Origin of the sequence: Metabacillus sp. YM-086 (assembly GCF_048059995.1) — a bacterium.
Lineage (GTDB): Bacteria > Bacillota > Bacilli > Bacillales > Bacillaceae > Metabacillus > Metabacillus litoralis_B.
On sequence record NZ_JBLUOI010000101.1, the window covers coordinates 1 to 13,982 of the forward strand.

The 13,982-nt window shown below is 32.6% G+C and carries 21 protein-coding genes; 7 read left to right on the top strand and 14 right to left on the bottom strand.

The features are described 5' to 3' along the window. Positions 1–1,287 (bottom strand): S41 family peptidase (locus tag ACEWK1_RS24840; protein WP_416636748.1); only part of this gene is annotated, 1,287 nt, incomplete at its 3' end. A 417-nt stretch (positions 1,288–1,704) separates the two neighbouring features. Between ACEWK1_RS24840 and ACEWK1_RS24845 the strand changes: the two genes are divergently transcribed. The 3 genes from ACEWK1_RS24845 (at position 1,705) to ACEWK1_RS24855 (ending at position 3,082) form a co-directional block, all read left to right on the top strand. Next, positions 1,705–1,977, top strand: coding sequence for a hypothetical protein (locus ACEWK1_RS24845; RefSeq protein ID WP_121662465.1), 273 nt, complete (start codon positions 1,705–1,707; stop codon positions 1,975–1,977). A gap of 59 nt (positions 1,978–2,036) precedes the next feature. Continuing rightward, positions 2,037–2,744: a class I SAM-dependent methyltransferase gene (locus ACEWK1_RS24850; RefSeq protein WP_121662466.1), complete on the top strand. Its 708-nt coding sequence runs from the start codon at positions 2,037–2,039 to the stop codon at positions 2,742–2,744. An 83-nt stretch (positions 2,745–2,827) separates the two neighbouring features. Continuing rightward, the gene (locus ACEWK1_RS24855; protein ID WP_121662467.1) at positions 2,828–3,082 is read left to right on the top strand and encodes a hypothetical protein; all 255 of its coding nucleotides are present in this window, start codon (positions 2,828–2,830) and stop codon (positions 3,080–3,082) included. A gap of 42 nt (positions 3,083–3,124) precedes the next feature. Here the strand turns inward: ACEWK1_RS24855 and ACEWK1_RS24860 are convergent, their stop codons facing one another. The 3 genes from ACEWK1_RS24860 to deoD form a co-directional block, all read right to left on the bottom strand. After that, on the bottom strand, positions 3,125–3,643 hold the full coding sequence (locus tag ACEWK1_RS24860; protein WP_121662468.1) for a mismatch-specific DNA-glycosylase: 519 nt from the start codon (positions 3,641–3,643) through the stop codon (positions 3,125–3,127). Positions 3,644–3,654: 11 nt separating this feature from the next. Beyond that, positions 3,655–4,437 (bottom strand): M15 family metallopeptidase, encoded by a 783-nt coding sequence (locus ACEWK1_RS24865; RefSeq protein ID WP_251406153.1) that lies wholly within the window; start codon positions 4,435–4,437, stop codon positions 3,655–3,657. Positions 4,438–4,822: 385 nt separating this feature from the next. Next, complete coding sequence (gene deoD, locus ACEWK1_RS24870) at positions 4,823–5,533, bottom strand: purine-nucleoside phosphorylase (protein WP_121662470.1); 711 nt, start codon at positions 5,531–5,533, stop codon at positions 4,823–4,825. 197 nt (positions 5,534–5,730) lie between these two features. Between deoD and ACEWK1_RS24875 the strand changes: the two genes are divergently transcribed. Next, positions 5,731–5,868, top strand: coding sequence for a hypothetical protein (locus tag ACEWK1_RS24875; protein ID WP_162987393.1), 138 nt, complete (start codon positions 5,731–5,733; stop codon positions 5,866–5,868). Between the two features lie 14 nt (positions 5,869–5,882). Then, the gene (locus ACEWK1_RS24880) at positions 5,883–6,023 is read left to right on the top strand and encodes a hypothetical protein (protein ID WP_162987394.1); all 141 of its coding nucleotides are present in this window, start codon (positions 5,883–5,885) and stop codon (positions 6,021–6,023) included. A gap of 37 nt (positions 6,024–6,060) precedes the next feature. Here ACEWK1_RS24880 and ACEWK1_RS24885 read toward each other — a convergent pair whose 3' ends face one another. The 5 genes from ACEWK1_RS24885 to ACEWK1_RS24905 form a co-directional block, all read right to left on the bottom strand. Continuing rightward, positions 6,061–6,360 (bottom strand): YodL domain-containing protein, encoded by a 300-nt coding sequence (locus tag ACEWK1_RS24885; protein ID WP_416636749.1) that lies wholly within the window; start codon positions 6,358–6,360, stop codon positions 6,061–6,063. 67 nt (positions 6,361–6,427) lie between these two features. Next, positions 6,428–7,054 (bottom strand): phosphatase PAP2 family protein, encoded by a 627-nt coding sequence (locus ACEWK1_RS24890; protein ID WP_162987395.1) that lies wholly within the window; start codon positions 7,052–7,054, stop codon positions 6,428–6,430. A gap of 120 nt (positions 7,055–7,174) precedes the next feature. Continuing rightward, positions 7,175–7,312: a hypothetical protein gene (locus tag ACEWK1_RS24895; protein ID WP_162987396.1), complete on the bottom strand. Its 138-nt coding sequence runs from the start codon at positions 7,310–7,312 to the stop codon at positions 7,175–7,177. Positions 7,313–7,437: 125 nt separating this feature from the next. Continuing rightward, positions 7,438–7,578 carry a hypothetical protein gene (locus ACEWK1_RS24900; protein ID WP_162987397.1) on the bottom strand — a complete coding sequence of 47 codons (141 nt, stop codon included), beginning with the start codon at positions 7,576–7,578 and terminating at the stop codon, positions 7,438–7,440. 110 nt (positions 7,579–7,688) lie between these two features. Then, the gene (locus tag ACEWK1_RS24905; protein WP_121662474.1) at positions 7,689–8,462 is read right to left on the bottom strand and encodes a MerR family transcriptional regulator; all 774 of its coding nucleotides are present in this window, start codon (positions 8,460–8,462) and stop codon (positions 7,689–7,691) included. A 174-nt stretch (positions 8,463–8,636) separates the two neighbouring features. Here ACEWK1_RS24905 and ACEWK1_RS24910 point away from each other — a divergent pair, with 174 nt between their 5' ends. After that, complete coding sequence (locus tag ACEWK1_RS24910; RefSeq protein ID WP_121662475.1) at positions 8,637–9,131, top strand: CBO0543 family protein; 495 nt, start codon at positions 8,637–8,639, stop codon at positions 9,129–9,131. 64 nt (positions 9,132–9,195) lie between these two features. Here ACEWK1_RS24910 and ACEWK1_RS24915 read toward each other — a convergent pair whose 3' ends face one another. Next, on the bottom strand, positions 9,196–9,915 hold the full coding sequence (locus ACEWK1_RS24915) for a YebC/PmpR family DNA-binding transcriptional regulator (RefSeq protein WP_121662476.1): 720 nt from the start codon (positions 9,913–9,915) through the stop codon (positions 9,196–9,198). Positions 9,916–10,112: 197 nt separating this feature from the next. After that, entirely contained in the window at positions 10,113–11,291 is a 1,179-nt protein-coding gene (locus tag ACEWK1_RS24920; RefSeq protein ID WP_212134196.1) for a CapA family protein, read from the bottom strand. A gap of 320 nt (positions 11,292–11,611) precedes the next feature. On the opposite strand from ACEWK1_RS24920, the gene ACEWK1_RS24925 reads away from it, so the two are divergent. Then, on the top strand, positions 11,612–12,175 hold the full coding sequence (locus ACEWK1_RS24925; protein WP_121662478.1) for a glutathione peroxidase: 564 nt from the start codon (positions 11,612–11,614) through the stop codon (positions 12,173–12,175). A 52-nt stretch (positions 12,176–12,227) separates the two neighbouring features. Here the strand turns inward: ACEWK1_RS24925 and ACEWK1_RS24930 are convergent, their stop codons facing one another. From ACEWK1_RS24930 to ACEWK1_RS24940, 3 genes are all read right to left on the bottom strand, one after another. Continuing rightward, positions 12,228–12,998, bottom strand: coding sequence for a sporulation protein (locus ACEWK1_RS24930; RefSeq protein ID WP_121662479.1), 771 nt, complete (start codon positions 12,996–12,998; stop codon positions 12,228–12,230). Between the two features lie 17 nt (positions 12,999–13,015). Then, positions 13,016–13,798 (bottom strand): serine/threonine protein kinase, encoded by a 783-nt coding sequence (locus ACEWK1_RS24935; protein WP_121662480.1) that lies wholly within the window; start codon positions 13,796–13,798, stop codon positions 13,016–13,018. Further along, positions 13,798–13,982 (bottom strand): hypothetical protein (locus tag ACEWK1_RS24940; RefSeq protein WP_416636750.1); only part of this gene is annotated, 185 nt, incomplete at its 5' end. The genes ACEWK1_RS24935 and ACEWK1_RS24940, both read right to left, overlap by 1 nt.

Here is a 13,982-nt window from a genome sequence, read left to right on the forward strand (position 1 = left end):
TGTTATTTTCCCGTCAACAGTTAGGCCTTGGTCTTCTTGGAATTGTTTTACGACCTTTTCTGTGTTTTCATCAAAATAACCTTTTTCACTTATGTCGGTATAGCCAAGTGCTTTTAACATTTGTTGTGCTGCATTAACCTCAGCTGTTGAATCGCCTAATTTTAGTACATTATCCGGATTTATATAAGGGAGATTTGCATATGCCGGAAGTTCCGCTTTTACAGTTGGCTCAATTCCCTTTTCATGAATCCAAGATCCATCAGGTGTTAACCATTTTGCAGTTGTATATTTAACAGATGAAGAATCATCAAATGCTTTTGCTGTTTGTACAGTTCCCTTGCCAAACGTTTTTTCTCCAACTAAAGGAATTCCAGCAGACTGATGAAGAGCAGCCGCCATAATTTCTCCTGCACTTGCTGTCCCACCATCTATAATAACTGTTACTGGTAAATTAACTACTTTATCGTTTTCTGCTTTATATACTTCTTTTGCGCCTGTCCGATCTTCGACTTGTAAAATATTTTCACCTTTATCTACAAACAAATCAGACATTAAAAGAGCTTGGTCCATCAATCCGCCAGGGTTTTGACGCAAATCTAATACTAGACCCTTTACATTTTTGCTTTGTAGTTCTTTTAATGCATTAGAAAGTTCTTCACCTGTTGTTTCAGAGAACTTTGTAATTTGTATTTTACCAATATTGTCTTCTATTACCTCATAATAAACTGTTTCTAGAGGAATTGTGTCTCGTGTAATCGAAAATGTTAATTCACCAACACCAGCTCGTTGTACCAAGAGGTTAACTTTTGTTCCTTTTTCTCCTCTTATCTTCAAAACAGCCTCATTAACTGAAAGACCTTCAACTGATTCGTCATTTACTTTAAGAATGACATCTTTTGGTTTTAATCCAACTTCTTCTGCGGGAGATCCTTTTATTGGTGAAACGATCATAATGCTTCCATTGCTTTCTTGGATTTCAGCACCAATACCTTCAAACGATGATGAAATGTTTTCACTAAAGCTTTTTGCTTCTTCAACATCCATGTATACAGAGTATGGGTCCTCTAGTGAATCAACCATTCCTTTGATGGCACCTTCTACTAACTTATTGGTGTCAACATCTTTGTAATAATTTGATTGTAAAATATCGTATGTAGACCGCAATTTCGAAAAGGGATCATCTGGATTACTTGAAACACTTTCCCGAGGTTGTACAACATTATAGGTAATTCCTGCTGTAATGATTGCTGTCACGATAACTGAAATAAGTAATTTACTATTCTTCACTGCTTATCTGCACCACCTTTATGTATGTACTTATTATGTCTAAGGTACAAGAATACGTCAATTATTTTGAAGGAAAGAAGAGTTTCTATGTCGTACAACCACTTTTTTCATACTTCCCCTGCTAATATAGGCACTTCTTTTAGGCATTCCTTTATTCGCTTCATTCATTTACACAAAATTTACAATTTATTTACGTTTAAAAATTATTGTCAAGACTAATGCTTGTCATAACATATATTTTTAAATACATCTTTTTAAGCAACAAATTAAAGTTGCACAGTATAAACATGTCCTTCATAAAGTTCCTAAAAATCAGTACTTTTAAACATTTTTCTGTATTCGACAAAAACCACGATACTTTTTTATTAATTTATTGTAAAGTTTATTACACGGATGTAAATGCAAGGAGGTATTCATATGCAATTAGCAGACTACATCGGAAAAACAGATTTTGACTTAATTCATTTTTCAATATCATTAGCAAAGGAAATTGATTGTAAAATCAAAAATAAGGTGTTTTTTTATCAAAACCAAGTTTCTAGCTATATTAATGATAGAATCGATCATTTTATCCATACATTACATGTAAAAAGGGCACTTGGATATATATATAGAATTGAAATTCTTAAAATGTTAAAACCAAAATTAGACGTACTGTTTGAAAAACATCACTTATTATCATGTGTCTAATCACCAGTCCATAAGTTTCTGAATACTATTAGGTAGAAACTATAGTGGGGGTTGGGTGTGTGAATTATTTACAAATGCTTTCTGTGTTAGGAGTTGGTGGCGCTCATCCTGGTGGCCTTTTATTAACAAAGTCTATATTCGAAAAAGAGCAATTTCCGATTACTTCTAAGATTCTTGATGCTGGCTGTGGTACAGGTCAAAGCTCAAGTTACCTATATCAGTTAGGATACGAAGTAAAAGGACTAGATAAAGATTCAGTTATGATTGAGCACGCCAAAAAAAGAAATGCCACTTTGGAAATAGATATTCCATATCTACATCAAGATTTATCAAACATAAAAGAACCAAATGAAAGTTATGATATCGTTATGTGTGAGTCTGTATTAAACTTCACACCACTTAGCGAAACACTTCCCGAAATAGAAAGAGTATTAAAACCAAATGGGATTGTTATAGCGATCGAAATGATTCGAAATGAATTACTTTCAAATGAGGAATTGGAGGAAATTTCTTCATTTTATGGCTTTCCGTCTATTTTTTCCATTGAAGAATGGAAAGATCAATTTGCTAATTATAATCTAATGACCTACAAGATACTCTCTGAAAAAGACTTTACCTTCCCTTCTCATGAAGAACCTACTACAGAATTTCACTTTAATGATCATATTCCGGAAAAAACCTTTAACATACTTTCAATGCATGAGCATATTACAGTAAAATATCAAGATAAACTTTCATACCGAATTTTCTTTGCACGTAAGAAATAAATGAATTTCTTATGGATATAAGTACAATCCCTCCTTGTTCTCAGGACATATCATATTGAGACAACTGATAAGGAGGGATTTTTTTGTCACAGCATTATTATAATTTATGTTGTCGTTATACTGGAAAAGTTGTGAGAATTAATGATAGAAATGGACGTGTACACGTGGGAAAAATCCACCGTGTTACACCGAATAGGGTTTTTATTCAACCTATGGTCCGTGGTAGAGGCGAATTTGGATATGGATTTTATGGCGGTGGCTGGGGCTTTGGCCCTGCTTATGGAATCGGTATTGGCTTTATTACCGGTATTGCTTTGGCTGGACTTTTATGGTGGTAAACCATCTAAAAAGGGGAGCTTATGCTCTCCTTTTTTAGTTGATTAAATTTTATTAGGGCAATCTAATAAATCCTTAACACCCTTATAGATTAATATGATATCAGAGATCTTCATTCGAACTAAGCCGCTTGATGAGGGTGCGACATAATCTATAACACCTTCAACCATACTCTTATCTTGTCTTCCCCAATCGGCCTTTTTACTTTGACTGTACTGAAGATACACACCTTTGCCGACAAAAAAGGCAATCTTTGGCTTATAAAATGATATCTTCTCCTTCAGAATTTCTCTTCCTTCTTGATATTCCTCTCGGGTAATTTCATCTGCTGCTCTTGTTGGTCTAGCCACAATATTTGTAAATCCATACCCCATCTTAAGTAAGGAACTATCTTCTTCAGGGAGGTATAATCGATCTGTTAATCCAGCTTCATGAAGAATTTTCCAAAAACGATTATTTTTATTTGCATAATTATGACCAACTTCACCAGAAACTAAGCTAGGGTTATAGCCTATAAAAAGAATATCTAACCCTTTAGAGAGTTTATCTAAGTCTTTTTCCATATACTCACCAACTATATTTTTCTTACCTTTTTAAAGTACTCCTCTAATGTTAATTTATTTTCATAGATATATGTTGCCTTTTCTTTTCCAACATATCGAATATGCCATGGTTCATATTGATATTCAGTAACCACTTCTTTGTTTTGCGGATATCGGATAATAAACCCAGCTCGATGTGCATTGTCACGCAACCACTTTCCTTCTTTTGTTTCACCAAAATCTTGAGTGATCTGTAAGTCTACACTTCTGCTTGTAATATCCATTGCTAAACCTGTTTGATGTTCACTTTTTCCAGGTAAAGCAACAGCTTCTAAAGCATGCTCTTCGCCACTTTGCTCTTTTTCCACATTAAAAATTCCTTGTTGCCTTGAGTAAGAGCGATAACCAGATACTGCGAATAATTCAATTTGTTCCTCTTTGGCATACTCAAAAAGTTCCTCCAAAGCATCTGCTGCCACTTTACGTAAATATTTTTTAGGTACATCTTCATCACCAAACGAAAATTCAACATTAGGTACTGTCAAATCATTTGGTTCGTAACCAGCAGGAAGACCATAAGTTTTATTTACTAAAGCAAGAATATTGTCAGGGTTTTCTATTTCGATGTTACCATCTACTTGTTTGACTTCATTAAAGAATTTAGACTCTAATAAAAGTTCATTTGTTTGTACAGTATTACCTTTTGTATAATTGCCAATTTGTTCTCCACTAAAGGATAATCCACCTGAAATAACGGAACAGGCTGTTAGCATAAAAAGAAAAAGAAATGTAAGAGTTAGTTTTAGATAAAACATTTGATCACCCTATCTAATCATTCAATAATAGGCGATTCATCACGTTTTTCTTTATGATGTGATAAAAAGCACTTAATCACATCATTTCCGCATCTCTTATTCCTTAAAACATATAAATTTTTTTATTATCGACAAAAAAACCAAGACTTTTTACTTTATAGGAAAATAGGTAATAATTGAATCAATTTCATAAGGTATCATTTGTTACCAAAAAACGTATGAATTTCACATTTATTAATGTTTTTATCCGTGTATTGATTATTAACATGTTCAAGGTGAGAAAAATGTCCGTTTTTTGATTTAAGAGTCATAATTATGAAATTAACTCAATTAAAATAAATATAAAAACCGCATAAAATCTAAATGCGGTTTTTATTACTAAGTATTACATTTCTTTTTTTATTGCAGCATCTAAAGCAACAACAATCATATCATTAAAGGTAGTTTGACGTTCCTCAGCAGTTGTTTCTTCTCCAGTTAAGATATGGTCGCTAACTGTTAGAACTGATAATGCTTTACGACCAAATTTTGCTGCTAATGTATACAATGCTGCAGACTCCATTTCAATTGCAAGTATGCCATATCTAGCCCATTTCTCAAGTTCAGCGTTATCATTATAAAACATATCAGCTGTAAAGATGTTTCCAACTTTAAGATTAAGTCCTTTTTCAAGACCAGTATCATACGCTTTTTTAAGTAGCTCAAAATTAGCAGTCGGCGCATAATCAACTCCACCAAACGTTAAGCGATTCATTTGTGAATCTGTTGAAGCACTCATTGCTAAAATAACATCTCTTACCTTAACATCCTTTTGAATGGCACCGCATGTACCTACTCTAATAAGGTTTTGAACGCCATAACTGTTCATAAGTTCATTTATGTATATTGAAATAGATGGGACTCCCATCCCTGTACCTTGTACTGAAATACGCTCACCTTTATATGTACCAGTAAAACCAAGCATCCCCCTAACTTCATTATAACAAGATACATCTTCTAAAAATGTTTCTGCTATATACTTAGCACGTAGTGGATCACCTGGTAAGAGGACCGTTTCTGCTATTTCATTTTCTTTTGCTCCAATATGTACACTCATTTATAAAACCTCCAATTCTAATAGTACAAAGAGTAAATTTACTATACCATATTACATGAAATTTTTAAAAAATTATAGGAAACATTAATTAACATTAATCTTCCTTCAACCTTTCATGCAAAACAAATTTTGTCAGCTTTATCGTGAGCCGATATGGACATGATATAAAAGTAAACAGTTTAGGGAGGTAATTTCGCATGAAAAAGAAACTCGAACAAGCCGTACAACATGCAAATGAAACAAACCCAGGTTCCCGAAATGGAACTCAGCCTCATGAATCCAAGAACGCTAAAAAGAAAAAAACACATGCGACAAATAGATCTAATGAGATTTAAGGAGGTGGGTTATCATGGGTAAAAAGCATCGAAACAGAAATACACCTAAGAAAAATAATCACATTCCCCCTGAAGTGATTGCAGCTGAGGAAACAGCTCATTCAAAAGAACATACTTCAGATAAACGTAAAAATGGTCCTGGTCATCATATTTAATATTAAAAAGCTGACAGAATTAGGTTTCTGTCAGCTTTTATCTCACATGTATTCGGTTGATAATCTGCCATCCTTGTGGATAAAGCTTGTAATAAGTTTGCCCCTTTTTTCCCTCATCAATTAAAACAATATCACCTGTGCTTAAATACCTTGCATCATAATCTGTAGGCATGCGATCCGCCACATTAAAAGTTTGAAATACTTTTTCTAAAACATCCTTGTGGTTATTTCCTTCAAAAACATCTTTGTACCCTTTTTTCTCTCCAAAACTTGGAGTTTGGAAAATGGTAATATCAAAAGATAAAGTACGTTTTCTTACTAACAAGGAATAGACCATATTTCTCCCCCTCTACGAATCCATTTCATACTATTATAATTAGCTATTAAGAGGGGAATTCCTTTATCTAATACCTTCTATTTTTGTCGATAAATTGATGGATTTTAGCAAATATTGTAGACAAAATAACCAACCAAATAAAACCTACACTCCAACCTGCTAATACGTCTGTTAGATAATGAACACCTAAATACATTCTACTAACACCGATTAAAAATACTAGTACAGCTGTCATAACAGCTGCTGTCATTCTTTTTTTATGTTCTTTTATTATGTAAAATACCAATAAAAAGCAAATAAATCCATAAATGGCTGCTGAATTCATAGCATGTCCACTAGGGAAGCTATAATGAGATGCTTCATAAACGGCGTCAAACGATGGTCGTTCCCGCGAGAATACCTCTTTTAATTGATAATTAAGCTGCCTAACACTGTAAAGCGTCACAAATAAAAAAATGACTCCAACTATTTTTCGCTTAAATAAAAAATATAGTCCAATAACAAGACATAGTGGTAAATAAAACTTTAATGATCCCAGTTCGGTAATGACCAAAAATACGTCTGTTAAGAATGGTAAGCGTAATTTCTCAAAAAAAAGAGTAACACTTACATCTACGTTGTAAAAAAAATCAGTTGAATAAACAGATGCACAGGTTACAAAAATAAAACATGCAGCAATTACAAACCAGTTCACACCACTTACCTCCAAATCCTTTTACTTCTTTAAAGGGAAACATTCTATCAAGTAAAAAAGACCGACTATGAACGTATCGGTCTTTTTCTATAATTATAATCTATTATAAAAAATAGATGATTATACCTTTTTATGCTTTGATTGTTCGCGGTGACCGGGTGCTGGCTTCTGTTTATAAGCATATTCCTCTGCTGTTTCTGTATCTCTATGAGCCATTATGGCCTTTTGTTCAGGACTATTATGATGTTTTTTAGACAAGACGCTCACCTCACTCAGTAAAGTTAATTCAGAGTTAGTTTCTCTTTCTTCATTAAAAACATTCACATGTTAATTAGGGGACTCCTATAACCATAGGTCAACTCCCCTCATAAAGAGGGGAAATTTTATTGACCATCGGCACCATTTAAGGTTACTCTTCGAATATGATCATCTTCAAAGCCATTTTCTCTAAGTTTCTTCGCCTTATCATCCACAAGCTTCTTTTGATCTACCTCTGATGATGGTGTGTTTTTCTTCTTAGACATGTTGTACCTCCAAAAAAGAATGTGTCACAATCTTTAGTTTAGCTAAAATGGAGATTTTCATTCAGGCACCTAGCCCTTCCCGGAATTTGTAAAGAATGGTGACCTTATATTCATTCATCAGCTTTGACTTGACCTGTATAGATCAAGATTGCATTTTTTAAGAATTCAGCAGTTCCTTTATTTTCTTTATCGTAGTATGCTGTAAAACGTTCATCTTCAACATACATTTGTGCTAGTCCTGCATGGGCTTCCTTTGTATAATGATCCCAATAAAAACTTAACCATTGGCGATGTAAATCTGCTGCTTTTTGAGCAATCTCACTTCCTGGGTCTCCTGTTTTAAATGCCTCATTAATACTGCTTAAAACTTCAGCACCTAATTGTTCAACTTGATAATATTGGTTTTGAGTCATGTTTTTTAATTTATTGTTTGATTTGTCAACTGTTGCATCACCATATTTTAATCTAATTTCCTCTCCGTATTTTTGTTCATTTTCTTCAATTAATTGATCTTTAAAGCCCTCAAACTTTTCTTTGTCAGTCATTTTCATTCTCCCTTCCTCTGTAGCAATTGTCTTTCTTACATTTTCAATTAGAACATTCAGTTGTGCTCGTTTAGATAAAAGATTTTCTAAATGTTCTTCAAGGGCCGCTGTTTGATCAAATGATGGAGAAGATAAGATTTGCTTAATACAATCTAACTCAACCCCAAGTTCACGATAAAACATGATTTGCTGTAGTATATTAACTTCAGCAGGTCCATATATACGATAGCCTGATGAGTTGATTCTTGCCGGCTTAAGAATTCCAATCTCATCATAGTATCGTAATGTTCTTGTACTCACTCCAGCTAATGTTGCTAGCTTTTTTACTGTATATTCCATCTTTAGCCCCCCCTTATAAAAATCATAAAGCCTTACGTTACGTTAATGTAAATAACTTATTTCAAAAGAAATTATAGGTAAAAAGGCTCAAAAAAATTACCGACACTAAATTATGGTATTATTTGTAAATTACATGTAGATAATAAAGCTCAGTATGATTTAAGGAGTAATTATATGCACTTCCTAATTTTATCCTTTGTTATATATCTAGCTATTAAAAAAGCTAAGTGGAATGAATGGGAGCAATATTATCCAACAATGCTTTATATGTCATTAGCTAGCTTTTTATATGAATATATATCGCATACTCATTACCATCTTTGGGAGTTAGAAACTGGTCCTTTTATTTCACATATGAATGTTCATTTTTTACATAATTTAATTATTAACCCTCTAATAGCTTTTATCTTTTTATCAAATTATCCTACTATTCCCTTTAAGAAATTTCTTTATATTTTACGTTGGGTACTAATTTTTTTTATTGGAGAATGGTTTGGAAGGATGACAGAAATTCTAACCTATCATCATGGGTGGAACTTAGCATGGTCATTTCTTTTTATCATAATTATGTTTCCAATGATTAGATTTCATTATATTTATCCTATTAGAGCGTTGTTTTTATCGGTCTTTTTTGTGATCTTCTTTTTAGAAATATTTCACTATATTTAATGCATTTCATAGCAATCCAAATAAAAAACCTTCGTAGAATAGAAACGAAGGTTTAGTATAAGAATTATTCACTTAAGTCCACATTATGAAAGACTTGTTTTACGTCTTCTAAATCTTCTAACGCGTCAATCATTTTTTCGAATTGAGCTTTTGCATCATCTGATAATGTTACATCACTTTGCGCAAGCATCGTTAGTTCAGCGACAGTAAATTCCGTTACACCAACACTTTTAAATGCTTCTTGTACAGCATGAAATTGATCCGGTTCTGCATAAACGATAACAGAATCATCTTCTTCTAAAATATCTCTTGCATCAACGTCTGCTTCCATTAAAAGTTCTAACACCTCATCAGCTGTTTTTCCTTCAACCCCAATAACAGCTGTTGCATCAAACATATAAGCTACAGACCCACTAACGCCCATATTTCCACCGTTTTTTCCGAATGCAGCACGAACATCTGAAGCTGTACGATTCACGTTATTTGTAAGAGCATCAACGATGACCATAGAACCATTTGGTCCAAATCCTTCATATCGAAGCTCATCATAGCTTTCTTCTGTTCCACCCTTTGCTTTTTCAATTGCTCGATCAATAATTGTTTTTGGAACACTATATGTTTTTGCACGCTCAAGAACAACCTTTAATGCTTGGTTAGCTTCTGGATCTGGCTCACCTTGCTTTGCTACAACATATATTTCTCGACCAAATTTCGCATAAATACGACTAGTATTTGCATCCTTAGAAGCTTTTTTTTCCTTAATATTATTCCATTTACGACCCATTAAAAACACTCACTTTCAACGTTAAATCTACTACTAAAAACTTATATATTGTAATCCTTTAAACATAATCACTAAACTCTATTATACCTTATTTACTCATTATGTTAAAAGATATTAAATGTTGAAAAAGGAAAGTAAAAAAACTAATTAGTATGACAAAAAGACAGAAAAGCAATAAAGCCTTCCTGCCCTAGAAATTACTCTGAAACTTCCTCTGTATCATAAACAATCCAATCAGATCCATTTACTTGATTAGAAAAATGAATGATTTTATCCTTAACTCTTTCATATTCCGCCCCACTTAATAAGGTTGGTTGATAATCATTATGAGTTGAAACCGATGAAATCGAAAACGGAATGACATTAATTTCTTTTTTATCAGTAAGTTTTCCATTTTTTATATGAAACGTTTGCTGAAAAACAAACGTATCTTTGTCTGAAGGGTTTTTATTTCCTCCAAACATAAAGTTCCCAAGACTATAGACAATAAACTTTCCGTTATACTCTTCAATTCCTTGTAAAACATGTGGATGATGACCTAATATTAAGTCTGCTCCAGCATCCACACTAAATCTTGCAAGTGATTTTTGATCCTCATTTGGAACATATTGTTTCTCATCTCCCCAATGAAAGTGGATCAACACGATTTGAGCTCCTTGCTCTCTTAGAGACTGTATATCTTTTTCGATTGTTGTACGGATTTCTTCGGTATCTTCCCATCCTTCGTAACCAAGTGCACCAATTTCAACTTCCTTAATGGTTGTTATATATTGATTTTCATAACCAAAATACCCAACCTCTTTCTCTTTTAAAGCTTCAATTGTATCTTCATATCCTTTTTGCTTATAATCAAAGATATGATTATTTGCTAAATTGACTGCCTCAATTCCACCCAGTTTTAGAATTTGGGCATATTCAGGATCTCCTTTAAAACGAAATGTTTTCTCAGCTTTTTCTGTTGCATTTGTTAAGGTTGTTTCTAAATTAACAGTAGTAAAGTCATCTTCTTTAAAAACATCATTAAGTCCCTCTAAAAAGTAAGACAGACCATTTGTAGAAGCTGTTTGAACAAATGAACCGTTATAATCAAAGTTTTCATCCATACCTAGAGTAAAATCACCAGCAGCACTAATTTTTATTGATGCATCTACATCACTTGGCACTTCCACTAGTTGTTTTTCAGATATAACACTCTCTTTTCCATCATGCTCTGAGGTCGTTACAACTGCTGATTTTTCTGATTTTAGGAGTGAATAAGCAGAACTAACTATTAAAATAAAAATAATCCCAAAAAGAATCCTTCTATAAACCTTTTTTAGTCTTCTACGTTTCCTGCGATTTGTTACCCTTGATAGAGATGCATGTTTCTCGTCCATTTCTTTTTCCCCTTTTTACAAAAGTGCTCTATGTAGCATACTTTAAAACCTAAAACTTCAACATATAAATGCAACTATAAGTTAGAGCTTAAATAAGAATAGTTTAATATACATATAACGATATTTTCTACCTAATTGTTACATTTTTTTAAAACAAATTACCTACACTATTATTCTATCGTAAATCTTTATGTTTTATTAGTACAAAAAAAGTTGATTAGTATGAATGAATTATATTTAACTGATTAAATTAATCATGTATAATGGGTTTGAGTCAAATTTCCTAGGAAAAAATAACTATTAACCGTGGAGGAATTTTTGTGAGTATATACAATTTTACAGCAAAAGCAATGAATGGAATGGAAAGATCTCTTGAAGAGTATAAAGGAAAAGTATTATTAATTGTTAATACTGCAGGTAGATGCGGATTTACATATCAATATGAAGACTTACAGAAGCTATACAATCGCTATAAAGAAAAAGATTTTGTCATTTTAGGGTTTCCTTGTAATCAATTTGATAACCAAGAACCTGATTCAAATGATACCATTCAAGCGAACTGCCTATTAAACTATGGGGTTAGTTTTCCATTATTCCAAAAAACAAATGTAAGAGATGAAAACATTCACCCATTATTCGATTATCTATCACAAAGTAAACCTTTTGAGGGATTTAATCCTTTCCATCCTGTTGCAAAAATACTAATTCCGTTACTAAATGAAAAACACCCAGAATATTTAACAGATAATTACTCAATTAAATGGAACTTCACAAAATTCTTAATTGATCAGGACGGTAACGTTGTAAAACGTTTTGAATGTACAACAGATCCTATTGACATGGAGCAGGATATAGAAACATTATTAAATAATGTAACAGCTTAAATACATGCCAAAAACTATTGGAACACTATTCTGTTCCAATAGTTTTTCTTTTCTAACTATGATTTTCTAGAATTTCCTTAAAAATGCTTTTAACTTGATTTAGTTCATTTTCTTCTATTGTAAATTTAATAATAGATTCATCTAAATCAAGTGCTTCTGAAAAAAGACCAGCAAGCCCTCTTGCACGGCGGTCGACTTCTACTACAACTTCTATTTTTTGATCATCAATTAAGAAAAACATAACTTCCACTTCATCGAATTTTCCATAATACGTACCCGATGTTGGAATAAATTCAAATTCTTGTACAAACGGTAATCTTTTTCTTAATTTAAATGAAGCCTCTTCGTTTTTGACCTTTCTTAAGGAAAAGCCTAATTCTTTCAAAACATTTAAAATGTGATCCATCATTTTATTAGGTAAAATTGTCACAACATCTCGATCTTGTGGATCAACAGCACCTTTTATGTCCACACCTGTTTGAATCCATACTTGTGATGAACCTACACTAACCGGTGTGTCTAATGGCATTTCAATTTGGAAAGGGAATGTTTTAGTTTCTCCAGGCATAATGACAAACGGTTCATTTAACTTAATGGTTGCGATCACAGCATGCTTATTGATTACGCGATCATCTTGTTCTTTTTCATAATTAGTGTTGACTGTTAAATAGATCTCATCTACCGCTTGTTCTACATTTCCACCTTGTACATCAATAACTCCTTCTACTTTTTCACCAATCGTGATGGATGATTTAGAAAGTTTAGCATCAACCTTTGCAGAACCAACTCCAACACTTGCCAGGATTTTATTAAAAAATGACATTCTGTTTCCTCCTCATTTTATAACCCTTTAATATCCTTCATAATTTGATTGACCTCAGCATATGGTTCATCTAATTGAAGCATTTTACGCAGTATTCTTTTTGAATGGTCTGTAATATCCAACTCTTCTTCCCATGACCTTTTTTCCCTAGTTTTTGGTTGAAATGAGGAATAAAGCAAAAATAAAAGAAAATGACCTAATGCATAAAAATCACTTTTAAATGAAACTTCTCGAAACAACTTTTTCTCTAAAGAATCAAATTGTTCAGAAGTATCATCCTTTATGAATCTAGCCAGACCAAAATCAATAATGTACTTTTCTGCTCCGTTTTTTAAAATATTAGGAATACGTAAATCGCGGTGAACCCATCCAATATCATGAAACAATTTTACTAATTCAAGTACGTCATAAAGCTCCTTCAATGCTTCTTCTTCTGAAAAAGTCATATTTTCTAAAAAAATAAGTTCTTCATATGTTTTACCTTGTTTATATTCCATCACAATAAAGTGTTTTTGATTTTCTATAAATTCATCATAAAAAGCTGGAATAGAAGAATCGTTTAAAGTTCTTAAAATAGTGACTTCATGTTTAAAAGATTCTTCTCCAGACTTTTCAAGCATTTTATATTTCCGTAATTGCTTTAGCACTTTATGCTGATTTTCTTCATCTTTCACTAAATATGTGAACCCATAGCTACCTTTACCTAAAAGCTTCTTAATGACATATTTCTCATTTACAGTTTGATGAGCTTTTAATGGTTGCTCTGTTAGTTCAATCCACTTTTTGGTGAACTTATTCATTAACTACTATATGAACTAAAAAACCCACTTGATTTATGCTTTCTTTTGTAGTGTTGATGTCCATATTTTGACGGGTGATAATGATGAGATTTTCTTCTTTTAAAATCACTCGAACTGTAACTTCTTCGATATGAATGTGAATGTTTACTTGAAGATAATAAAGATTTAAGGATTTTCTTTAACA